The 21,495-nt window shown below is 68.3% G+C and carries 17 protein-coding genes; 7 read left to right on the top strand and 10 right to left on the bottom strand.

Features of this window, described 5'->3' with window-relative positions; genetic code table 11:
- Nucleotide 1: 1 nt before the first annotated feature.
- A complete protein-coding gene (gene fdhD, locus E6J58_12610) occupies nt 2-841 on the bottom strand; it encodes a formate dehydrogenase accessory sulfurtransferase FdhD (protein ID TMB36960.1) in 840 nt (279 codons plus the stop codon).
- On the bottom strand, nt 838-1,038 hold the full coding sequence (locus E6J58_12605; GenBank protein TMB37064.1) for a hypothetical protein: 201 nt from the start codon (nt 1,036-1,038) through the stop codon (nt 838-840). Before E6J58_12605 ends, fdhD begins: the two co-directional genes overlap by 4 nt.
- A gap of 110 nt (nt 1,039-1,148) precedes the next feature.
- Here E6J58_12605 and E6J58_12600 point away from each other — a divergent pair, with 110 nt between their 5' ends.
- Together E6J58_12600 and E6J58_12595 are read left to right on the top strand one after the other, a co-directional pair.
- Complete coding sequence (locus E6J58_12600; protein ID TMB36959.1) at nt 1,149-2,753, top strand: DUF4091 domain-containing protein; 1,605 nt, start codon at nt 1,149-1,151, stop codon at nt 2,751-2,753.
- 69 nt (nt 2,754-2,822) lie between these two features.
- The gene (locus E6J58_12595; GenBank protein ID TMB36958.1) at nt 2,823-3,578 is read left to right on the top strand and encodes a DUF3108 domain-containing protein; all 756 of its coding nucleotides are present in this window, start codon (nt 2,823-2,825) and stop codon (nt 3,576-3,578) included.
- A gap of 4 nt (nt 3,579-3,582) precedes the next feature.
- Here the strand turns inward: E6J58_12595 and E6J58_12590 are convergent, their stop codons facing one another.
- From E6J58_12590 to uvrB, 3 genes are all read right to left on the bottom strand, one after another.
- Nucleotides 3,583-4,101, bottom strand: a complete 519-nt coding sequence (locus E6J58_12590; GenBank protein TMB36957.1) for a DUF507 family protein — start codon at nt 4,099-4,101, stop codon at nt 3,583-3,585.
- 90 nt (nt 4,102-4,191) lie between these two features.
- On the bottom strand, nt 4,192-6,411 hold the full coding sequence (gene uvrC / locus E6J58_12585) for an excinuclease ABC subunit UvrC (protein TMB36956.1): 2,220 nt from the start codon (nt 6,409-6,411) through the stop codon (nt 4,192-4,194).
- 3 nt (nt 6,412-6,414) lie between these two features.
- The gene (uvrB, locus tag E6J58_12580) at nt 6,415-8,529 is read right to left on the bottom strand and encodes an excinuclease ABC subunit UvrB (protein ID TMB36955.1); all 2,115 of its coding nucleotides are present in this window, start codon (nt 8,527-8,529) and stop codon (nt 6,415-6,417) included.
- A gap of 49 nt (nt 8,530-8,578) precedes the next feature.
- Here uvrB and E6J58_12575 point away from each other — a divergent pair, with 49 nt between their 5' ends.
- Nucleotides 8,579-9,667 carry an asparaginase gene (locus E6J58_12575; GenBank protein ID TMB36954.1) on the top strand — a complete coding sequence of 363 codons (1,089 nt, stop codon included), beginning with the start codon at nt 8,579-8,581 and terminating at the stop codon, nt 9,665-9,667.
- Nucleotide 9,668: 1 nt separating this feature from the next.
- Here the strand turns inward: E6J58_12575 and E6J58_12570 are convergent, their stop codons facing one another.
- The 3 genes from E6J58_12570 to E6J58_12560 all read right to left on the bottom strand — a co-directional run bounded on the left by E6J58_12570 (nt 9,669) and on the right by E6J58_12560 (nt 12,188).
- Nucleotides 9,669-10,193, bottom strand: coding sequence for a GNAT family N-acetyltransferase (locus E6J58_12570; GenBank protein TMB37063.1), 525 nt, complete (start codon nt 10,191-10,193; stop codon nt 9,669-9,671).
- Nucleotides 10,175-11,617, bottom strand: a complete 1,443-nt coding sequence (locus tag E6J58_12565) for a cysteine--tRNA ligase (GenBank protein ID TMB36953.1) — start codon at nt 11,615-11,617, stop codon at nt 10,175-10,177. The genes E6J58_12570 and E6J58_12565 overlap by 19 nt, the downstream gene beginning before the upstream one ends.
- Before the next feature lie 82 nt (nt 11,618-11,699).
- Nucleotides 11,700-12,188, bottom strand: coding sequence for a CarD family transcriptional regulator (locus E6J58_12560; protein TMB36952.1), 489 nt, complete (start codon nt 12,186-12,188; stop codon nt 11,700-11,702).
- 121 nt (nt 12,189-12,309) lie between these two features.
- Here E6J58_12560 and E6J58_12555 point away from each other — a divergent pair, with 121 nt between their 5' ends.
- Nucleotides 12,310-14,541: a DNA internalization-related competence protein ComEC/Rec2 gene (locus E6J58_12555; GenBank protein ID TMB36951.1), complete on the top strand. Its 2,232-nt coding sequence runs from the start codon at nt 12,310-12,312 to the stop codon at nt 14,539-14,541.
- Here E6J58_12555 and E6J58_12550 read toward each other — a convergent pair.
- Both E6J58_12550 and E6J58_12545 read right to left on the bottom strand, forming a co-directional pair.
- Entirely contained in the window at nt 14,538-15,236 is a 699-nt protein-coding gene (locus E6J58_12550) for a hypothetical protein (protein ID TMB36950.1), read from the bottom strand. The genes E6J58_12555 and E6J58_12550 overlap by 4 nt on opposite strands.
- A gap of 79 nt (nt 15,237-15,315) precedes the next feature.
- On the bottom strand, nt 15,316-15,741 hold the full coding sequence (locus tag E6J58_12545) for a PH domain-containing protein (protein TMB36949.1): 426 nt from the start codon (nt 15,739-15,741) through the stop codon (nt 15,316-15,318).
- Between the two features lie 47 nt (nt 15,742-15,788).
- Here E6J58_12545 and E6J58_12540 point away from each other — a divergent pair, with 47 nt between their 5' ends.
- From E6J58_12540 to E6J58_12530, 3 genes are all read left to right on the top strand, one after another.
- Entirely contained in the window at nt 15,789-18,707 is a 2,919-nt protein-coding gene (locus E6J58_12540) for a bifunctional [glutamate--ammonia ligase]-adenylyl-L-tyrosine phosphorylase/[glutamate--ammonia-ligase] adenylyltransferase (GenBank protein ID TMB36948.1), read from the top strand.
- Nucleotides 18,631-20,175, top strand: a complete 1,545-nt coding sequence (locus tag E6J58_12535) for a patatin-like phospholipase family protein (protein TMB36947.1) — start codon at nt 18,631-18,633, stop codon at nt 20,173-20,175. Before E6J58_12540 ends, E6J58_12535 begins: the two co-directional genes overlap by 77 nt.
- A 118-nt stretch (nt 20,176-20,293) precedes the next feature.
- The gene (locus E6J58_12530) at nt 20,294-21,184 is read left to right on the top strand and encodes a branched-chain amino acid transaminase (GenBank protein TMB36946.1); all 891 of its coding nucleotides are present in this window, start codon (nt 20,294-20,296) and stop codon (nt 21,182-21,184) included.
- Nucleotides 21,185-21,495: the final 311 nt, after the last annotated feature.

Below are 21,495 nucleotides of genomic sequence, written 5' to 3'. Positions count from 1 at the left end.
CTTACCCGGTTGCGGGTACAACGATCCGGTCTGCGTGCGCGTAGACGGTCATCGTGCCCTTGCGCACGAAGCCGCAGAGCGTAATCCCGGTGGCCCGCGCCAGGTCGACGGCCAGCGAGCTCGCCGCGGATACGCTCGCGATGACCGGCACTCGCGCCGCGGACGCTTTCTGAACCACCTCGTATGAGGCGCGCCCGCTGACGACGAGCAGCGCCGCTTCGGCCCCGGGGATGCGCCCGGCAAGCAGCAATGCCCCGACCACCTTGTCGACGGCGTTGTGGCGGCCGATGTCCTCGAAGGCGGCGAGAACGTTTCCCTGCGCATCGTGAAGCGCCGCGCCGTGGATCCCGCCGGTCCGGGCGAAGTTCGGCTGCCGGGCTCGAAGGCTCTCCACCGCCGCCAGGATGCTTGCGGCAGCAATGGTTGCGCGGCCAACGGGAAGCGGCGCACAGCGCGCGATCACGTCGTCGACCGTGCGGCGGCCGCAGACGCCGCACGCCGCCGTGGTCAGGGTCCCGCGGCGCGTAGCGGAGATGCGTTCGATGTCCAGCGACACGCCCGGCCCGGGGACGACGTCGATGGTGTTTCCGTAGCCTTCCTGATCGGGCCGGCCGCAGTGTGCCACCCTGCCGACTTCGTCGCGCGAGCCGATCACGCCTTCGGCGAAGAGGAACCCTACGGCCAGCTCGCGGTCTGCTCCGGGCGTCCGCATGGTGATCGCCAGCGTCTCCCCCTGGGCGCGGATCTCGAGCGGTTCCTCGGCGACGACGTCGTCGGCGGCGGGCGCCTGCAGCACGCCTTCCGCCACTCGCCGGACTTCCCTCTGCGCGACGCCCTTCACAGTTCCTTCAGCCCCAGGTTTCCTTCGTCGTCGACCACGGCCTTGAACTGAATCCCGCACCAGTTGCAGAGCACCTCGTCGTTGTTGCCGAACTCGTCGAAGGGATTGTTCGCGCTGCAGGCGGGGCACTCGAACTCAGAGAACCGCCGGCGCGTGCCGAGAGCTCTTCCCGTCGGCTTTTCATCTTCGTCTTCCATCTCCGCGCTGCGACGGTCGTCCCGAGGTGCCATCCGATGAGTGTAACGCCAAACTCCTGACCCACGCACACATTGTCCCGGACCGCCGGGCGCCCCACTTTCCCGCTCCGATGCTCTGGCTTCTCGCAGCGCTGCAGATCTGGGTCGCAGACGAGTCGGACAAGGTGCGCCCCGATGCGCGGCCGCCAGCGGTCGCGCAGGCGCCGCGCATCCGCCTGGCGGCGGCTGGCGGTGAATGCGTGGGAGCGCAGGTGGTGATCCGCGGGCCGGCGCTTGGTTTGACTGCGGTGGCCCGGGGCAAGCCGCAGCTCGGTCTGTACCGCGTCGGCACCATCTTCCTCGAGCATCCCTCCGGTCCCGACGGGGAGACGGGGGAATGGCCCGACGCGCTCATCCCGGTGCGCGACGCCGTCTACGGCGAGGACCGGCGCGCCTTTCCGGTGGACGTCGCGGAGGGCCGCGCACAGGCGATCTTCGTCGAGGCGTGCGTTCCGCGCGGAAGCGGTCCTGCGCGGATGGCAGGGGCGGTCAAGCTCGCCTGGCGCGGCGGCTCGGCGGACATTCCGGTGGAGGTCCGCGTGCGCGCATTCGACCTGCCGGCGACACCCGCGCTCGCTACCGCATTCGGATTTTCCGGTTATTCGGCCATCAGGGGACATGGCCGCGGCGAAGACGCCGCGCGCGAGCTGACCCGGGCGTACAACCTCAGCGCGCTGAGGCGCGGGATCACGCTGTTCGGCGGAACGCAGAATCCGCCCTCGTTCACCAAGGACGGCGACGAGGTGCGGATCGACTGGACGAGCTACGACGCCGAGGTGGCGCCCTTCCTGGATGGCACCGCGATCGCCGGCGGCGCGCACTGGACCGCGGTGGAGCTGCGCGAGCCCGGCCGGCTGTCGCGCGCGCAGCGGAGATCGTACCGCCGGCAGTGGCAGGAGCACTTCCGTGAGCGGGGCTGGCTCGACCGCCTCTTCCGCTACGTCGAGGACGAGCCCTCGCCCGGCGCCTTCGGCCGCGTCGAGGAGAAAGCCCGCGAGGTTCGCGAGGACGCTCCCGCCGTGCGCCGGCTGGTGACCACCGCCTGGACCGACGCGCTGCCGGACGTGAACCAATGGACGCCCCTGCTCAACTGCGTCGGCGAGAAGAACGCGACCTGTCCCCGGGCGGTCTCCAGATCGAAGTATGAACACCTCTGGTGGTACCAGAGCTGCATGTCGCACGGCTGCAGCAGCGACGGAAAGCCGCTCCGGGATCCGGCCTTTCGGGGCTGGCCGAGCTACATGATCGACGCGCCCGCCATAGCAGCCCGCGTGATGGGAACGCTCGCATTCCTGAACGACGTCTCCGGCGAGCTCTACTTCGACACCGTATACGCCTATCACGAGGGCGATCCCTGGAAATCGCAATGGGCCTTCGGCGGCAACGGCGACGGGACGCTCTACTATCCGGGCACGCCCGAGCGGATCGGCGGACAGCGCGATGTCCCGGTGGAGAGCCTGCGCCTGGTGCAGATCTCCCGGTCGCTCGCGGATCACGCCTACCTCACGCTCTGTGCGCAGCTCGGCGATCCCGCGCTCGCGCAGGCGGAAGCGGGCATGGTCGCGCCGTCGCTGCGCGGCTTCTCCCGCGACCCTCGCGCATACGCGCAGATGCGCGAGCGCCTGGCGACGCGCGTCGAGGTGCTGCTATCCGCGCGCAAGCTGGGAGCGCGCTGAATCATTCATGTCCGATACAGTCCAAAACGTAGCCACAAAGCCGCGCCTCCGGCGCGGCAGCGGCTAGGAATGCTGCCGATGCTCGCCGTGCTGCTCGCCGCGCTCTGTCCCCCTCAACAGGTTCCTGCCGCGAGATTCGCGGCCGGCGAGGTCCTCGTCTACAAGCTCGACGCGCTCGGCGCGGACGTCGGCACCTTCGAGGTGCGGGCCGAATCGCCGCCCGCCTCGGAGCGGTCGCGAGCCGCGATCCAGCTGAGCTCGCGGGTGAAGACCAGCGCCTTCGTGTCGACCAACCTCGGCCGCTACGAGACCTATGCGACCGCGCTGATCGGCCGCGACTTCGCCCCGCTGCATTACCGGGAGGACGTCGACGAGAACGACGTGCACCGCGGCACCGAGATCATCTTCCCGACCCAGAGCGGGCCGCCGGCGGTGAAGGCGACGCGAAACGGCGAGCCCGAGGCCCTGTCGCTGCAGATGGATCGCGCCGTGCGCGACATCATCTCGACGCTCTATCTGCTGCGGCTCTTGCCGCTGCAACAGCCGGTGTGCCTGGAGGTGTTCGCGACGAGAAAAGTGTGGAAGCTGACCGGCCAGATGGCAGCGAAGGAGAGCATCGACACGCCCATCGGCCGCTTCGCGACGTTGCGCTTCGACGGCGAGGCAGTCCGCGCCGACGACCCGAAGATCCGGCGAAGCGCGCACGTCTGGGTCACCGACGACGATCGGCGCTTGCCGCTGGTGGCGATCGGAGACGTGAGGGGAAAGACGATCCGGGCGCAGCTGGTATCGGCGCCGGGGATCGGCCGCGCCGCGAAAAAGTGATTCGTTACACCAGACCCTTGTTGCGGCGAATCTGCTCGACGGTCTTCTGATACTCGACCTCCCACGCCTGCGTGCCCTCGGAGAGGTGCTTGAGGCGAGAGCGCGCTTCCCGGTCGATGTCCTCGTCGACGTCGAGGTGCTTCTTGAAGACCTGGTAGATCTTGCGGCGGATGCTGTGGTCCTCCGCGAACACCTCTTCGATGTTGCGGGAGATGAGAAGGAACTCGATCATCTGGTTGATGATGTAATCGATGCCCTCGTCGCCCATCTTGAAGCCGCGCACGTCGGCCATCTCGCGCTTCACCTGGTTGAACCGCGAATGATCATAGCCGCGACGCTCGAGCGCCTCGCGGGTCGCCTGGTTCACCCGCTCCTCGGACGCGAGGTATTCCTTGAGGATGGCCGCCATGTCCATCTCGGCGTCCGCCACCCGCATCGTCTCCACCTCGATGTCGCCTTCCGTCATCAGCGCCGCGATCACATCGCGCGCGATGGCGGGGATGATCTTCGGGTAGAGCTTCATCCTTCTCGGTCCTTTCGCATCGTGTCCTGCGAGGGACGACCTTGTAGGACAGGTGTCCTGTACGAGCAAGGAAAAACAGTGTCTTGCGGATCAATTCGACGGCGGAGTTTCCGCGTCGATCGGCTCGGGCGGAGGCGCCTCTTCCTCTTCGATGGCGTCCAGCTCCGCCGCCGCCGCATCGAACGCGACGTCGTCCCGGTCGCGCAGCAGCGTGCCGTTTCCGGGGCCCGCCTCCGGCGGCGCGCCGCCGTCCAGCTCCGCGCCGCCTTCCGCGGCCTCGTGCGCTTCCGCTTCCGCCGACTGGGCGGTGAGAAAGCGCTGCACGCGTTCGGCGAGCTGGAGGTTGAATCCTTCCACTTCCGCGATCTCCTCCGCGCTGGCGGCACGAATCCGCCTCAGTGAACCGAAGTGGCTGAGCAGCCCGCGCTTGCGCTTGTCGCCGATGCCGGGAATCTCCTCCAGCATCGAGCGGAAGTTGCGCTCGCGGCGCAGCTTGCGGTGGAAAGTGATGGCGAAGCGGTGCGCCTCGTCGCGCAGCCGGGCGAGCAGGTGGAGCTCGCTGGTGTTCTGACGCAGCACGACCGGGTTTTTCTGGCCCGGGAGGAACACGCGCTCCGGGCTCCGCTCGATGTCACTCTTGACGAAGCGTCCTTTCTGCCGGGAGCGGCCGCGCCGCGGCGGAGGCTGTGGTACGGCCGCGCCGGTCTCCGCATCGCCGGCGATTTGCGGCACCTCGGGCTCCGGCCCTGCCCTCGTCGCCCACGCGTCGACGACGCGAAAACCCTGGCGGGCGGCGAACCGCTCCTCGTCCTCGAGCACGCGGCTCTTGGCGAGGCCGGCGAGCGGAACGTCCTGCAGCGTAAGCGCGGCCTCCTTGAGCGCCGCGCGCGCGACGTTGAGCTGGCCTTTTCCGCCATCGACCACCAGCAGGTCGGGCAGGTTCTGCTCCTCGATTCCGCGCTTCAGCCGGCGGGTAAGGACCTGGAACATGGAAGCGAAGTCGTCTCCGGCCGCCTCGCCGCGCACCTTGAAGAGCCGGTAGCCGCTCTTGTCGGGCTCGCCGTCGCTGAACACGACCTGCGAGCCGACGGTGAGCTGGCCCTGGAAGGTGGAGATGTCGAAGCACTCGATCCGTCGCGGGAGCCGCGGCAGCCGCAGCCGCGATTGCAGCCGCGTGAGCGCCTCCAGCTGGCTCTTCTGCGAGCGCGCCTTTTCCTCGTAGCTCTGGCGCGCGTTCTCCATCGCCATCTCCACCAGCCGCACCTTCTCGCCGCGCTCCGGCACGTGCACGCGCACGCGCTCGCCCTTCTTCTCCGACAGCCAGACCTCGCGCATCTCCGCATCGGCGAGGTGCACCGGCAGGAGCAGCTCCTTGGGGATGAACGCGCCCGACTCGTAGTACTGGTCGAGGAAGCTCGAGAGCAGCTCCTCGCTCGGGAACTCCTGCTTGCCGAACCCGAAGCTCCGGCCGCCGGTGAGCCGCCCGTTGCGGAAGAAGAGGAAGTGGATCTCCAGCGCCGGACCCTCGCGATAGAAGCCGAGGACGTCCTGGTCGAGGAGGTCGCCGAGCACCGTGCGCTGTTTCTCCAGGCTGCGCTCGATGGCGTGGAGCTGATCGCGAAGCTGCGCGGCGCGCTCGAACTCGAGCTTGCCGGAGGCGTCCTTCATCCGCCCCGTGAGCTGGCCGGTCAGCTCGTCGGCCTTTCCCTCCAGGAACAGCGCGACTTCGTCGACCGAGCGCCGGTATTCCTCCTGCGGCACGCTGTACACGCAAGGCGCGGGGCAGCGCTTGATCTGGTACTGCAGGCACGGGCGCCGGCGATTCGACATCACGGAATCGGTGCAGGTGCGAAGCTGGAAGTGCCGGTTGACGATCGAGAGCGTCTCCCGGATGGAGGAGGCGCTGGCGAACGGCCCGAAGTACCGCGCTCCGTCCTTGCGGATCCTGCGCACCACCTCCAGCCGCGGGTACGGGTGCGTGTTCGAGAGCCGCAGCGAGATGAAGTTCTTGTCGTCGCGCAGCTTGACGTTGAAGCGCGGACGGAACTTCTTGATCAGCTCGTTCTCGAGCAGCACCGCGTCCTTCTCCGAGGGAGTGATCATCACCTCCACGTCGGAGAGGAGATCCTCGAGGAAGGGGATGAACGCGCGCGTGTCGCCACTGCGCTCCTGGAAATACTGGCCGACCCGTGAGCGCAGGTTGACGGCCTTGCCGACGTAGACGACGTCGCCGGCCTTGTCCTTCATGAGATAACAGCCGGGCTGCGTGGGCAGCGTATCGAGCTTCTGCTTCAGCTGCTCGGCGAGCATGACTCAGCGGCGCTGCGATCCGGGGCGTCCGTTGGGCCGGCCGCGGCGCTTCTGCCCCGCAGGGCGCGTGGGCAGACCCGCCGCGGCGCGCGCTTCCTGCTTCAGCACTTCCGGACGCTTGGGCATGATGCCGAGGTCGAGGTCTTTGATCGCCTGGATCTTGTCGCGCACGATCGCCGCGCCCTCGAAATCGAGCTCCTCGGCCTTGGCGCGCATCTCCGCCTCCAGTTGAGCGACCATCTTTGGAACGTCCTTCCGGTCCGCCGGAAGGTAGCCCGCCAGCTCATCCTTGCCCGCCAGCGCTTCGTCGGCGCCGGAGGCGATTCCGTGGATCGCCATGTCGAGGATGGCGCGCTTCACCGACTGCGGCGTGATCCCGCGCTCCTTGTTGTAGGCGATCTGCTTGGCGCGGCGCCGCCCCGTCTCTTCAATGGCCACCTTCATCGAGGCCGTCACCGTGTCCGCGTAGAGGATCACCCGCCCTTCGACGTTGCGCGCGGCGCGGCCGATGGTCTGGATCAGGGAAACGCTGGAGCGGAGGAAACCTTCCTTGTCCGCGTCGAGCACTGCCACCAGCGACACCTCGGGGATGTCCAATCCCTCCCGCAGCAGGTTGATGCCGATCAGCACGTCGAACAGTCCCCGGCGGAGGTCGCGCACCAGCGCCAGTCGCTCGAGGGTGTCGATGTCGGAGTGCAAGTATCGGACGCGCACGCCCAGGTCCGCGAAGTACTCGGTGAGATCCTCCGCCATCCGCTTGGTCAGCGTGGTGACCAGCACCCGCTGGCCGGCCGCCGCGCGCTTGCGCACTTCCTCCAGCAGGTCGTCCACCTGCTGCGCGACGGGCCGCACCTCCACTTCGGGATCGACCAACCCCGTGGGCCGGATGATCTGCTCGACGATCACTCCCTCGCTCTTCTGCAGCTCGTACTCCGCAGGCGTGGCGGAGACGAAGACGGTCTGGTTGACCAGCCGCTCGAACTCGCCGAACTGCAGTGGCCGGTTGTCGAGCGCCGAGGGGAGCCGGAACCCGTACTCGACCAGCGTCTCCTTCCGTGACCGGTCACCTCGGTACATCGCGCCGATCTGCGGGACGCTCTGGTGCGACTCGTCGATCACCAGGAGGAAGTCCTTGGGGAAGTAGTCCAGCAGCGTCGGCGGCGGTTCGCCGGCGGCGCGGCCGCTCAGGTGGCGCGAATAGTTCTCGATGCCGTTGCAAAAGCCCATCTGCTCGATCATCTCCAGATCGAACATCGTCCGCTGCTCGAGCCGCTGCGCTTCCAGCAGCTTGTCCTGACCCCGCAGCTCGATCAGCCGGTCCCGCAGCTCCTCGCGGATGGCCAGGATGGCGCTCTTCCGGCGCTCGCCCGAGGTGACGTAGTGGGAGGAGGGAAAGATCGACATCTTCTCGATCGCGCCCAGCACCTTGCCGCGGAGCGGATCGATCTCCTTGATGCTCTCCACCATGTCGCCGAAGAGCTCGACCCGGATGGCGCGCTCTTCCTCATAGGCGGGAAAGATCTCGATGGTGTCGCCCTTCACCCGGAAGGTCCCGCGGGAGAAGTCGTGGTCGTTGCGCTCGTACTGGATCTCGACGAGGTCGCGCAGGAGCTTGTGCCGCGGGTACTCCTCGCCGGTCTGCACGGCGACCTTCAGCTCGTAGTACGCCTCCGCCGTTCCCAGGCCGTAGATGCAGGACACCGAGGCGACGATGAGGACGTCGTTGCGCGTGAGCAGCGAGTGCGTCGCCGAGTGACGCAGCCGGTCGATCTCGTCGTTGATGGTGGAGTCTTTCTCGATGTACGTGTCGGTGGAGGGGACGTACGCCTCCGGCTGGTAATAGTCGTAGTAGCTGACGAAGAACTCCACCGCGTTCTCCGGGAACAGGTCCTTGAACTCGCCATAAAGCTGGCCGGCGAGCGTCTTGTTGTGAGCGATCACCAGCGTCGGCTTCTGCACCTGCGAAACGACGTTGGCGACGGTGAACGTCTTTCCCGATCCCGTCACCCCGAGCAGCGTCTGGTGCTTGTCGCCGCGCTTGATCCCGGCGGTCAGCTCGGCGATGGCGCGGGGTTGGTCGCCCTGCGGCGTATAGTCGCTGCGGAGCTTGAACGGCATGACGCGCGAGTGTAACAGCGGGGCTGAACTCTTGCTCGGAGGTGAGGCCATGCGCTCCCGGATCGCCCGCCTGCTCGCCGTATCGTTCTTCCTCGTCTGCGCCGCGGCACGGGCTCAGCAGCCGCCGCCGGCGAAGCCGCCCGCGGCGAACCTGCCGGTGGTGCGGCTGATCGCTACCGGCGGCACCATCGCGATGAAGATCGACCCGGTGAAGAAGGCGCCCGTGCCGGCCATCTCCGGCGAGGACCTGATCGCGACGGTGCCGGAGATCGAGAAGGTGGCCCGCATCGAGGTGCAGAACCTGTTCAACGTGCCGTCCGCTTACATGGACCCGGACCGGTGGATCCAGCTGCAGAAGGCGGTAGCCCAGGCGCTCGCGCGTCCCGAAGTCGCCGGCGTGATCGTCTCGCACGGCACCGACACGCTGGAGGAAACGGCGTGGTTCCTCGACCTCACCGTCGACAGCGAAAAGCCCGTCGTGCTGATCGGCGCCCAACGGAACGCGAGCGAGAAGGATTTCGACGGCCCCCGAAACCTCCTCAACGCGGCGCGCATCTGCGTTGCTCCAGGTGCGCGGCGGATGGGATCGATGATCGCGCTCAACAACCAGATCAACGCCGCGCGCGAGGCGGTGAAGACGCACACCTCCGACGTGGAGACGTTCAAATCCGGAGACTTCGGGTTCCTTGGGGTGGCGGAGAATGACCGCGTGATCTTCTACCGCGCCCCGGTGCGCCGCCAGCACGTGGCGCTCCGCGTGCAAGAGGGCCAGCACCTCCCGCGCGTGGACATCGTCGAACTGTACGGCGGCGCGGACGGCGCGCTGGTGCGGGCAGCCGTGGCCGCTGGATCGCGAGGGCTCGTGATCCAGGCGCTCGGCTGGGGGAACATAAACGTGCCGATGTTCGAAGCGGTGAAGGAGGTCATCTCGAAAGGGATTCCGGTGGTGATCAGCACGCGCGTCTGGAACGGGCGCGTCCTGCCGAACTACGGGTTCCAGGGCGGCGGCAAGACGCTGCAGGAGGCTGGGGCGATCTTCGCCGACAACCTGTCGCCGCAGAAAGCGCGCATCCTCTTGATGCTCGGGCTGCAGACCACGAGCAACGGGCCGGAGATCCAGCGACTGTTCGACAAGTGAGCTAGTGCGAGAGCTCGAAGATCCCCACCGGGCCCACGTCCGGGTCGAAGTCCTTGCCGACCCGCTTGAGTCCCGCGCGCTCCGCGACGCGTTCGCTCGCCCGATGGCCCCGCGGAATGGTCGCGCGCAGCCGCTTCACCCCAGGCTGCGACATCCCGTGGGCGCAGAGCGCGATCACCGCTTCGGAGGCGTAGCCGCGCCGCTGGTGCCTCGGCCAGATGGAGTATCCGAGAAAGAGCGTGCCATCGCCCATCGCCGCGGTCCCGCCGGCGCCGACCGGCTCGCGGGTGTCTCTGAGCACGAAGAGCCAGGGACCCGCCGACCGGCCGTCGGCGAGAGTGTCGAGGATCCGCGGGAGATCGGCGTCGAAGAGCGGCGGCGCGTCCACCGGCTCGGGAAACCGCGCTCCGGTCAGCTCTTCCAGCTTGTTCGCGTCGCGGGCGATCCAGGCCTCGATGCAGGAATGGTCCAGCTGCACCAGTTCCAGTCGCTCGGTCCGCAGCCGGTTCACGGAAGCACCCGCCAGTCGGTGCCACCCGGCCCGTCGCGGAGCTCCAGGCCGCGCGCAGTGACCTCCGCGCGGATCGCGTCCGCGCGCGCGAAGTCCTTCGCCTTGCGCGCGGCGAGCCGCGCGCCGATGCGCTCTTCGACCCAGACGGGATCGATTCCTTTCCGCGCCGCCGCGAGCCGCCGTCGCTCCCGAATCGCTTCCAGGGGCGCACGCGCTGCCACGCCGAGGACCTGCGAGAGGGTGCGTGCCGTGTGCAGCAATGCCGCCACTTCCGGGGGCCGCGCCTTCGCGTCGATGCGGGCGTTGAGCGTGCTGTAGAGGCGTTCGAGGCGGGCCAGCGCGTCGGCGGTGTTGAAGTCGTCCTCCATCGCTTCCCGGAATGGATGCACCTGTTCCTCGGCCAGTTCCATGTTCGACGGGGCCGAGAACTTCTTCTGAGCCAGGTATGCGTCGCCCTTCGCGAGCGTTTCGTAGAAGTACTCGACGCGCCCGTCCGCCTCGGCGAGGGCCGCATCCGTAAAGTTGATCGGATGGCGGTAGTGCGTCGAAAGGAGAAATGCGCGCAGCGCCTCGCCGTCCCAGTGGGCGAACAGGTCGCGCAGGGTGCGGAAATTGCCCAGCGACTTGCTCATCTTCTCCGCATCGAGCGTAACGAACCCGTTGTGGACCCAGTAGCGCGCCAGGTCCTGACCGCTTGCGGCTTCGCTCTGGGCGATCTCGTTCTCGTGGTGGGGAAAGACCAGGTCCTTGCCGCCCCCGTGCACGTCGAAGGTGGTGCCGAGGTACTTCTGGCACATCGCGGAGCACTCGATGTGCCATCCCGGACGCCCCGGCCCCCAGGGGCTGTCCCAGGTCACCGACGCGGGCTCTCCGGGCTTCGCGGCCTTCCAGAGAGCGAAATCGAGCGGGTCGCGCTTCTGCTCTCCCGGCTCGACGCGGGCGCCCGCCTGCAGGTCGTCGAGGTTGCGCCTGGAGAGCTTGCCGTACCCGGGGAAGGAGCGGACTGCGAAGTAGACGTCGCCCTGCGAGGCGTACGCGTTGCCGCGCTCGATCAAGCGCGCGATCAGCGCCTGCATCTCCGGAATGTGATCGGTCGCCTTCGGCTCGACGTCAGCCGGCAGGATCCCGAGCGCCCGCATGTCGCGGCGGCATTCCTCGATGAAGTGCTCGGCGAACCGCTTCGGATCCTGCCCGCTTTCGTTGGCGCGCCGGATGATCTTGTCGTCGACGTCGGTCCAGTTGCGGACGAAGGCGACGTCCCACCCCGCCCAGCGAAGGAAGCGGACCGCAACGTCGAATGCCGTGAGCATCCGGGCGTGCCCGACATGGGTGAGGTCGTAGACCGTGATGCCGCAGACGTAGATCCCGATGCGTCCCGGCCGCAGCGGCCGGAACTCCTGCTTCTCGTTCGTGAGGGTGTTGAAGACGCGCAGCGGCATGGGTCGCCTTTTCAGGGGCTCGAAGCGCCACGGGCGCAGGCACTTGCTCGGTGCCCACGCCCGCAGCCTGTACAGCGGCTGGTCAGCAGTTGAAGATCGTTTTCAGGTCGCCCTCGATGTCGTCCTCGTTGACGCCCTTGGCGAGGGAAAGTTCCTTGATCAGGAGGTTGCGCGCCGTGTCGAGCATCTTGCGCTCGCCGAAGCTCAGATCCTTGTCGAACTTGAGCAGGTAGAGGTCGCGCAGCACTTCGGCGATCTCGAACACGGAGCCAGTCTTGATCTTCTCCATGTACTCGCGATACCGCCGGTTCCAGGTGGCGGAATCGACCGAAATATCCTTCTGCTTCAGGATCGTATAGACCTTGTTGACGGCCTTTTCGTCGATCAGCGACCGCAGCCCGACAGAGCCGACTTTATTGATGGGAATCAGGATTTTCATCCCGTTTTCCATGATCTTGAGGACGTAGAAGGACTGCCGCTGGCCGGCAATGTCCTTGTGCTCGATCCCCATGACCTCGCCGACACCCTGGCCCGGGTAGACGGCTTTGTCGCCGACCTTGAAAGTCTGCATAGGAAGGGGCTTTTAACACACAGCGCCATGCGGAGTCAAGGGTGGGCTTGACGTCGATCCGAATTGGGGTGTAGCGTGGCCGGCCCGCGTGCGGTCGATGTAGGCATTTGCCCACACGCGGATTTTCGGGCGCAAGGGGTTTTCGGGGGAGGGGGGCGTGGGCGTCCGGCCGTTGCTGGTTGCGTCTGCGGCATTTCTTGCCGGCGCCTATTTCGGCATCTCCTCGCAGTGGTGGTGGGCTTTTGCCGCGTTGCCGTTCGCCTCGTGGCGTCCTGCGCGGGCCGCCGCATTGGGCCTCGCGCTGGGCCTTTTGCGCGGAGCGGCGCAGGAGCAGCCCTCGTCTTTTGCTCTGACCGAGGATTTCGAGGGGACCGTCGTCGCTCCTGGAATCGTCCGGGTTCCCGAGGGACTGATCTCGCTCCGCCTGCGCGGGCTCGCCGTACATCGCGGCGATCGGGCACGGTTCTTCGGACAAGTGCACGTTCCGCCGGGACGGCTGAACCCCGGTGGCCGCGATCGGCGCGCGCAGCTCGCGGCGAGCGGCATCGGGGTCGAAGGAAGCGCCGAGGTCGTCGAGGTCCTGCAGCCCGGCCCACGCATCTGGCGATGGTTCGACGAGCTCCGAGCGAGATTCTCCGAGCGCGCCGCGGCGACCTGCACCTCGAAGGAGCGGGCCGCGCTGGTGACCGCGTTGGCGGTCGGCGACCGGACCGGCCTGTCCCGCGAAGTGGAGGACGAGATGGCCGCGAGCGGGCTCGTGCACCTGCTCGCGAGCTCCGGGCTGCACCTCGCGGTGGTGGCGCTGCTGGTCCGCGAGCTGGCGAGGCGGGCGTGGCTGCGTACGCCGTGGGCAGACCGGATGGGCGCGGGTGTCGCTGCCGCCGCTGCCGCTCTTCCCTTTGCCGCATTCGAGGTGTTGCTGCTCGGCTCGCCATGGCCGGCGATCCGCGCCGGCACCGGCGCATGCGTCGGCCTCCTCGGCTCGGCGCTGGCGCGGCGCCCGGACTCCCTGACCACGCTGGCCTTCGCTGCCGCCACCTGCGCGGCAGTCGATCCGGCGGCGGCACACGATCTCGCCCTGCAGCTTTCCATCGCCGGCATCGCCGGCCTCATCCTCCTGGCCCGTCCCATCCGCGACCTGCTCCCGCTGCCGCTTCCGCCAACCGGCGCTCGCTGGTGGCGGCGCTTCCTCGAGCACCTCCTCGGCCTCGCCTGCGCGACGGCCGCCGCCGCACTCTGCACCGCGCCGCTGCTGGCTGCGGCCTTCCATCGCCTTTCGCTCGTCTCGGTGGCGGCAAACGCGCTGGGGCTCCTCCCCGGCCTGGCGGCCATCCCCATCGCCACGCTTCTCGTTCCGTTCGATCTCGTGATCCTGTGGTGGATCGCGGATGTGCTCGCCGGAGCGACATTGGCGGCGTCGCATTTCTTCGCCTCGCTGCCGTTCGCCACCATCGTCATCGCCGCGCCGGGATTGCTCGCGTGCCTCCTCTGGTATGGCGGAGTGGCGCTCTGCACGCGGAGGAGCTTCCGCTTCGCGCTCGTTCCCTGGGCGCTGCTCGCCTTGGTCGCGGGCATGCGCGCGGCGCTCGCTTCCGCCCGGAACGGGATGACCATCACCTTCCTCGCGGTGGGCCAGGGAGACTCCGCCGTGGTCCAGTTCCCGGGCGGCGCCTCGATGTTGATCGATGCCGGCGGCGACCTGCGCTGGCCGGGAAAGTTCGATCCCGGCGCACGCGACGTCGTCCCCGCGTTGGCCGAGCTCGGGATCCGCCGCCTCGACGTCGTCGTGCTCACGCATCCGCACCCCGACCATGCCGGCGGCCTGTTGACCGTGCTCGACCGCATGCCGGTGGGCGAGCTGTGGATGACGCCGGAGCGCGATGCCATCGCCTCCGCGGTGCGCACTCGGGCGGCGGAGCGCAGGATTCCGGTGCGCGATCCCCATGATCGGGTGCTCGGCGGCGTGCGCATAGAGGTCGCCTCGCGGTTCGAGCCGGAATGGTCGCTGAACGACAATTCCATCGTCCTCCGCCTCGTCCACGGCGACGTTGCGGCGCTCTTCGCAGGAGATGTCGAGGCGCTGGCGGAGGCGGACCTGGCGCAAGGGACCGCGGAGATTCGCGCCCAGCTTCTCAAGGCGCCGCACCACGGCAGCCGGACGAGCAGCACAGAAGCGTTCCTTCGCCGTGTGGCGCCGGCGTTCACCGTCTATTCGGTCGGCGCCGGCAACCGGTTCGGGTTCCCGAACGAAGAGGTGCTCGTGCGCACACCGGGTCAGCATTTTCTCACCGCGACCGGCGCGATCGTAGCGGAAAGCGACGGGCGAACGCTTCGAGTCGCAAGCTGGCGTTAATCCTCGAACCGCAGCGTGGCGAATCGATCGAGTGCGTGAAAGTCGCCGCGCATCGGCGGTGACCAGGCCTGTCCTTCCCCCGCCTGCCCGGGACCCTGCCGCAGCCGGTACAGGTTGAACCTCCACCGGTCGCCGCGCTGCGGCCGCGGCTTCGGCATGCCGGTGAGCGAGGCGAAGGGAATGGCCAGCTCTACTGTCCATCCCCGATCGACGTCGCGCGGGTCGTTGAGCGTCCCGTCCACGTGCACGGCATGCCGCGCGCGCGACGACCAGGACAGATCCATGCCTTGGCGTGGTCCTCCGGCGAAGCTCGCATCGAACAGGGCATTTGTCGGCGCCACTTCGATCTCGTCGTAGTGCGAGCCGTCGCCCGAAGGATTGAGGAAGATCTCGACGACGTTGGAGGTGTAGAGCTTCTCGTCGTCCTTGAAGAACGCGCCGGAGACGTTCGCGTCCTCGCAGAGGAACGCGACATACAGATGGTCGTCGTCCCAGAGGAGCCGCGCCTCGGTCGCCGCGGTCGCGGGCTTGCCGTCCAGGCTGCGCACGAACGGACCCGCTTTTTCCGCCCTGCCCCAGCCGGATTCCGCGAGCACCCCGTCGATGGCCATGGGACCGCTCGTGCGATGCACTACGTACGCAGGGTCGCGCTTGCACCCGATCGAGAGGATCAGCAGGACGACGGCCGCGCGCATTGGCTTTTCAAGGCTGTTTCCACCTTCGCGGAAACAGCCAGCAACAGCATATCGCCTAAGCCGCCTTCGGCGGCCCGCGCTAACTGAGTCGGGCGCCGCGGACGATCAAGTCGCAGAGGCGCTGGTGCCCCGCAAGAAGCGAGGAGAACGTCAGCGACCCGAGGCGCGTGCGGACCGCGTAGGACGTCCCGAGCAGGCCGGGCACCACGTCGACGCGCAGGATGTCGCTGAAGGAAACCGTCCGCTCGGCGGCCACCGTCCGCACGGTGAGGCCGGTGTCGGTCACCGTGAACGCCAGGCGGTTGTAGAAGAACGAGCAGGCGGTGAAGAGCACCACGAAGAACGCGGCGGAGAAGAACGACGACCGCGTCGCGCCCTGCATCAAGGCCAGCGCCAGGAACACGGCGATCCAGAGCGTCGCCGCGCCCATGACGACGGTGCGCAGCGCCATCCAGGGACGAAACGTCTCTGGTGCGAGCGCCTCGCGTCCCCTGGGCGACACCATGAATTTGAGCATAGCGACGCGGGTTTGGCGCGGCAATCGCTGGGCCGCTGCTACACTCGGGAGCCGTGCACGGAACCTCGCGAACGCAACCGGCGCCCGGCTGGGAGGACGCCGACCGGGCAGAGCGGCTCGGGGCCCGCATTCCGGCGGAAACCGGGTTGCCGGCCGCGGAGCTCCTCGCGCTCTGCGCCGCGAGCGCCGACCCGGATGGAGCGCTCGCAGGTTCGGTTCGCGCCCTTTCCTCGCGGAAGGATCGGTACGGCGGAGCCGCTTCACGCAAGGCGCTTGCGCCGCTCGTCCGGATCAGCGCGGCATCGAGGTTTCTCGCGCAGATCATCGCCGCCCGCCCTCGCCTCCTCGATCTGCTCGCCTCGAGCCAGTTCCCGGAACGACCCGCTCCGCTGCGCGCCTCTCGCTGCAAGGACGGCGTCTCGTTCGCGCGCCGGCTGCGCGCCCACAAGCAGGTCGAGATGCTGCGGATTGCCCTCAACGATCTCTCGGGCGCCTCCATCCCCGACGTGACCCGGGATCTCTCCCGCCTCGCCGAGCGCGCGTTCGAGGCGGCGGTGCAATTCCACTACCGCCGGCTCTGCGCGCTGCACGGGCCTCCGGCGGAGCGCAGCGCCGGCGGTCCTTCGGGTTTCTGCGTCCTCGGGATGGGAAAGCTGGGCGGCGAGGAGCTGAACTTCTCCTCCGACGCAGACGTCCTCTACGTCTATGACAAGGATGGACGGACGCAGGGCGCCAATCCGATCGATCACTTCGCCTTCTACGCCCGGCTCGCGGAAGCCGTCACGGCGTCGGTGGGTTCTCCGGGTGCGACGCCCGAAGGCGGATTCGTCTTCCGCGTCGATCTCGATCTGCGGCCCGAGGGGCGCAGCGGACCCATCGTCAACGCCATCCGCGGCCTCGAGCTCTATTACGAGTCCCAGGGAGCCGCCTGGGAACGCTTCGCGCTGCTCAAGGCCCGCCCAATCGCAGGCGATCTGGACGCCGGCGAGGACGCGCTGCGCAGGCTCGTCCCGTTCGTGTTCCGCAAGTACTTCGACCTCAAGGCCATCGACGAGATGCGGCAGCTCAAGGCGCGCGCCGAGAAGGAAGCGGCGCGGGCGCCGGGCATCGATCTCAAGCTCGGCCGCGGCGGCATCCGGGAGATCGAGTTCTTCGTACAGGCGCTGCAGCTCCTGCACGGCGGCCGCGATCCCAACCTGCGCGTGCGCGGCACGATGAAGGCGCTCGATCGCCTGCTCTATGCAGGCCTGATCTCCAGCCGCGACCGCGACGAGCTGGCCGAGGCGTACGTCGTCCTGCGGCGGCTGGAGCACCGCGTGCAGATGCTCGCCGAGCGACAGACGCACTCGATGCCGGAGGACGTTCGCGAGAACCAGCGGCTCGCGCGCCGCACCGGCTACCAGGACGCATCCGCGATGAGCGCTGATCTTGCGCTGCACCGCAGCCGCGTCGAGGCGCGGTTCAAGGATCTGCTGCGCGTCGCTTCCGGAAGCGGCCCTTCCGAGGATCCGCGTGCCGCGGCGGCCGCCGATCCGGACGCCACCCCCGAGCAGCGCGCGGCAGCGCTGGCGGAGCTGGGATTCGATCAGCCGGATGCGAGCGCCGAGGAGCTGGCGCGGCTGGCTCAAAAGCGCGGCACCCCGTTCCAGCAGGCGCAGCCGCTCGGCGCCGCTTTGGTCACCGAGCTCGCCGCGGCGCCCGATCCCGATCAGGCCTTGCGGCACCTCGCCGACCTGTACGGCGGACCCGTCCATCCCCATGCCACCAGCGAGCTGCTCGCGCAGAGCCCGCGCACCACGAGGCTGCTCATTTCGCTCTTCGGCTCCAGCGACTACCTGTCGCGGCAGCTCCTGACACATCCGGAGCTGATCGACCAGCTCGTCCTGCGCGGCGCTGCTGCCCTCGTGCGCGAGCGCGCCGATCTGCGCGACGACCTCGCCAACCGGCTGCGGCCGCTTTCGCCGCTCGACGTGGAGGCGGCGCTCACCGAGCTGCGCCGCTTCCGCAACGAGGAGGTGCTGCGCATCGCGCTGCACGACGTCGCCGGCGCGCTCGCCGTCGAAGCGGAGATCGAGAAGCGCTACGGCAAGCGCGATGCCGAGATGGTCGTGCTCGCGCTGGGGAAGCTCGGGGGCCGCGAGCTCGGCTATCACTCCGATCTCGACCTCCTCTTCCTCTATTCCAGCGCCGGTGAGCATGGCGCCAACCACGAATACTTTGCGCGGATCGCGCAGAAGCTGATCAGCCACCTCACCCTGCCGCTGCGGGAAGGATTCCTCTATCGGATCGACACCCGGCTCCGCCCGAGCGGCAGCGCGGGTCCGCTGGTGGTTTCGTTCGACGCGCTCGCCTCCTACCACGGGCGCGAGGCTCGACTCTGGGAGCGGCAGGCCCTGCTCCGCCTCCGCCCCGTCGCCGGCGACGAGGCGCTGTTCGAGCGCGCATTCGCGCAGGTCATCGAGCCGAGCGTGTACCGGCCGATCGATCGCGCCGCCGCCGCGAAGGAGCTGCTCTCCATGCGCGAGCGAATCGAGCGCGAAATTGCCGACGAATCTCCCGGCCGGTACAATTCCAAGCTGGGGCGCGGAGGGCTCGTCGACGTGGAGTTCGCGGTCCAGTTCCTCCAACTCGCCCACGGCGCGGATGATCCGCAGATCCGATCGGCGAACACGCCGCAGGCGCTCGGCCTGCTGCTCGAGCATGGCCATCTGGCCGCGCAGGACCACGCGCCGCTCGCCCGCGGCTACCGCTTCCTCCGCCGGCTGGAATCGCGCCTGCGGATCGTCCGCGATCGCTCGGTGGATCGCCTGCCGGAGGGCGGCGCCGAGCTTCTCCGCCTCGCCCGCCGCATGGGGTACTCGGGGCCGCGCGCGGGAGATGACCTGCTTTCCGACTACCAGCGCACGGCGGCCGGCATCCGCCAGGCCTTCTTGCGCGTCCTGGGAGCCGCATGAGCGTCGTGCGCGAGCGCACCTCCGCATGACCCTGCTGCAAGAGAGATTCGCGGAGGTCGGCCCCGTCACCGCCATGGAGGCCCAGCTCGCGCGGGCGGCGGTGGCGGCGCGCGGTCGCCTCGACGAACGCGACGAAACCGCCATCCGTTACGCGCTGGCGTTGAGCCGCTGCTGGCACGTGCGGGCGCCCGACGGCCGCGACGTCGCGGTGGCCGCCATCCTGCGCCCGTTTCGCGAGCAGTTGGTCCAGGTGCTCTGGCCGCTGCTCGATCCGCAGCGGCCGATGCTGGCGGCGCCACACGAGCTACTCCCCGCAGCGCGCGAGTCGTACCGGATCGCCACGGCGGCGCTGGAGCAGGTGGCGCAGCAGCTCGGCCATCGGCTGCCGGCGGATCGGCTCGATCGCGAAGTGCGCGAGCGCCATCTCGTGCTCGTCTGCGGCGGCGGAGGCGGCACCGGGTACGTGCACCTCGCTGCATTTGCCCTGCTGGAGGCCGCCGGGCTGCAGCCGGCGCTGATCGCCGGCAGCTCGATGGGAGCGATCCTCGGGCTCTTTCGCGCGCGGGAGCGCCGCTTCGACCTGGCGCGCATCCCGGAAATCCTCCAGGACCTCACTTACCGGAAGATCTTCCGCCTGGTGCCGCAGCCCAGCGTCTACGGCCTGCCCGGTCCGCTGCGTCTCCATCTGCGGGCAGCGATCGGGCACTGGTTCCGCCACCCGGACGGCTCGCCGGTGCGGATGTCCGACCTGCCGATCCCCCTGCTCGTCACCGTCACCGGGATCCGCCGTGGCAAGCTTCCCCGCCCGCTCGAGGAGTACGAGTCGATGCTCGGCGTGCCCGATCCGGATCCTTCGCGCTGGGGCGTGCGCGCGCTGCACCGCAACGTGCAGAGGCTCACGGCGGCGATCTCCGAGCTTGCGCGGATCCCGCGGATCACGACGCGCCTCGTGTTCGGCGCCTCCGAGGAGACGCGCCAGGCCGACGCCATCGACGCTGCCGGGTTCTCGGCCAGCGTCCCGGGCGTGATCCACTACGACGTGCTGCGTGACGATCCGCGCATGCGCGAGCTGCTCGATGGTCTGCTCGAGCGACACGATCTGCTCCGCCTCTGCGACGGCGGCGTGGTCGACAATGTGCCCGTGCGAACGGCCTGGCAGCACGTGCAGCGCGCCGGGCTTCCCGGCAGCGGCAGCCGGAACGTCGTGATCTTCGCCCTCGACGGGTTCGCGCCGCGGTTGATGACGCCGCTCTGGCTCCCCCTGCAGAGCGTCGCCGCTCCGGCGGTGACGCGCAACCGGCCCTACGCGCACGTGTACAAGGCATTTCGCAAGACGCTGTCGCCGCTCGCGCTTCTGCCCAGCCAGCGCGCCCTGCAAAGCGTCGTGCGCTCGGCGAAGGAAGAGCTCCTCGACGAGCTTCCCACCCTCCAGCGCCTCCTCGCCCCAATCCCCCCACTGCCAAGCTAAAAGCTTCACCGCCAAGCACGCCAAGCACGCCAAGGTTGGGGATGTGCGTGCCCGCCCCAAGCGCTCTGCTCGGCGTGCATGGCGTGCTTGGCGGTTGATCTGAAGCGCTGCATCTTTCATTACCTGGCGCCGGCGTGCTAAGAGCGCCCGACGTTGCATCCGCTGCTATCCGCAGCCCGACGGTCGCGGAGCGATCTTCCGCCTCCGCGAGCACGTCCGCCGCCTCTTCGAGAGCGCAAAGATCTGCCTGATGGAGATGCCCTTTACCAAGGAGCAGGTCTTCGAGTCCTGCAAGCAGGTGATGGTCGCGAACAAGATGAACGAGGGATACCTGCGGCCCATCGCCTATTACGCGGACGGGCTGATGGGCGTGGGCGCCGTCAACCCGGTGCGCCTCTGCATCGCCACCTGGTACTGGGGCGCGTACCTCGGCGACGAGGGGCTGAAGAAAGGCATCCGGGTCAAGATCAGCTCGTACACGCGCATGCACATGAACTCGGACCCGACGCGCGCGAAGGTCACCGGCCATTACTTGAACGGCGTCCTCGCCAAGCGCGAGGCGCTGATGGCGGGATACGACGAAGCGATCCTCCTCGACCAGCAGGGATACGTCGGCGAGGCCACCGGAGAGAACGTCTTCCTCGTCCGCGACGGCGTCCTCTACACGCCGCCGGTCGCGGGAGGAATCCTCGAAGGGATCACGCGCGAGTCCATCCTTCGCATCGCCAAGGACAAGGGAATTCCGGTGGAGGAGCGCCGCTTCAGCCGCGACTATCTCTACTGCGGCGACGAGGCGTTCATGTGCGGCACGGCGGCGGAGATCACGCCCGTCCGCGAGGTCGACGATCGGCGCATCGGGGCGGGCGAGATGGGCCCGATCACCCGCGAAATCCAGGCGACGTTCTTCCGCGCAGTGCGCGGGCTCGAGCCGCGGTATGCGGAGTGGCTCACGCCCGTGGATGCGCCAGCGCAGGCGGAAGCGAACGGGAAGCGCGCCGTCGCCAGGTAGGGACAGGTCCCTATTCACCTACAGGCTCGAGCAACGCGTGAATGTGCCCAATCCGTGCGGTACATGACGTGACGCGCTGCATCGTAACTTCTTCATATCGCGACGGAATGTCGCGATGAAGGGCCTTGTTCGCTCAACGTACAGGCGAATCGGGGGCGTGGTCGTCCGGAAAGCGGGCGGGTCGCCCCCATGTAGCAGGAAGGCGTACCACCGCAGCCGAATTTTCCATTGACGACTCATCCGCGAACTTGCTAGCCTGACCGCTCTACGAGCAAGCTAAATCGCTGAGTTCGCACGGCAAAGGAGCGCAG

This window comes from Deltaproteobacteria bacterium, assembly GCA_005879535.1.
Taxonomy (GTDB): Bacteria; Myxococcota; Myxococcia; order Myxococcales; family 40CM-4-68-19; genus 40CM-4-68-19.
This window is presented reverse-complemented; position numbering and strand designations above follow the sequence as displayed.

What these genes read in the sequence shown, in the direction of transcription:
- E6J58_12545 (TMB36949.1), bottom strand. Translation starts at nt 15,741, where the DNA reads ATGGTGTCGCCCAGGGGACGCGAGGCGCTCGCACCAGAGACGTTTCGT.
- E6J58_12595 (TMB36958.1), top strand. Translation starts at nt 2,823, where the DNA reads ATGCTGCCGATGCTCGCCGTGCTGCTCGCCGCGCTCTGTCCCCCTCAA.
- E6J58_12565 (TMB36953.1), bottom strand. Translation starts at nt 11,617, where the DNA reads ATGCCGCTGCGCGTCTTCAACACCCTCACGAACGAGAAGCAGGAGTTC.
- E6J58_12600 (TMB36959.1), top strand. Translation starts at nt 1,149, where the DNA reads ATGCTCTGGCTTCTCGCAGCGCTGCAGATCTGGGTCGCAGACGAGTCG.
- E6J58_12535 (TMB36947.1), top strand. Translation starts at nt 18,631, where the DNA reads ATGACCTGCTTTCCGACTACCAGCGCACGGCGGCCGGCATCCGCCAGG.
- E6J58_12590 (TMB36957.1), bottom strand. Translation starts at nt 4,101, where the DNA reads ATGAAGCTCTACCCGAAGATCATCCCCGCCATCGCGCGCGATGTGATC.
- E6J58_12550 (TMB36950.1), bottom strand. Translation starts at nt 15,236, where the DNA reads ATGCGCGCGGCCGTCGTCCTGCTGATCCTCTCGATCGGGTGCAAGCGC.
- uvrC (TMB36956.1), bottom strand. Translation starts at nt 6,411, where the DNA reads ATGCTCGCCGAGCAGCTGAAGCAGAAGCTCGATACGCTGCCCACGCAG.
- E6J58_12605 (TMB37064.1), bottom strand. Translation starts at nt 1,038, where the DNA reads ATGGAAGACGAAGATGAAAAGCCGACGGGAAGAGCTCTCGGCACGCGC.
- E6J58_12560 (TMB36952.1), bottom strand. Translation starts at nt 12,188, where the DNA reads ATGCAGACTTTCAAGGTCGGCGACAAAGCCGTCTACCCGGGCCAGGGT.
- uvrB (TMB36955.1), bottom strand. Translation starts at nt 8,529, where the DNA reads ATGCCGTTCAAGCTCCGCAGCGACTATACGCCGCAGGGCGACCAACCC.
- E6J58_12575 (TMB36954.1), top strand. Translation starts at nt 8,579, where the DNA reads ATGCGCTCCCGGATCGCCCGCCTGCTCGCCGTATCGTTCTTCCTCGTC.